At 69.4% G+C, this 265-nt stretch carries 1 pseudogene; it reads left to right on the forward strand.

The annotated features are described in order from the left end of the window. Window positions 1-71: 71 nt before the first annotated feature. Window positions 72-265, forward strand: a pseudogene (locus AC0MA3_RS26570) (hypothetical protein); the annotation flags it as partial.

The following is a 265-nucleotide window of genomic DNA, read 5'->3' on the forward strand; positions in this document are numbered from 1 at the left end:
GCATCCGGGTCGGATGCCGGAGCATCCGTGAAGAGGATGAGGCTTTCCTGCTGCCCCGGGAAGCACGCTCCATACCATCGCGCCACCCGGCCAGGCGACGGGCCAGCGGTGCCGCGCGGCGGGTCGCACACGGGTTGCTGGCGGAGCTTGGCCTGCACGACATTGCTATCCTGCGCTCGTCAGCCGGTGCGCCGGTATGGCCTGACGGGATAACGGGTTCCCTCGCCCATGACGAGGACATGGCCGTAGCGGCGGTCGCGCCTCT

Source organism: Paenibacillus sp. LS-5 (assembly GCF_056121505.1).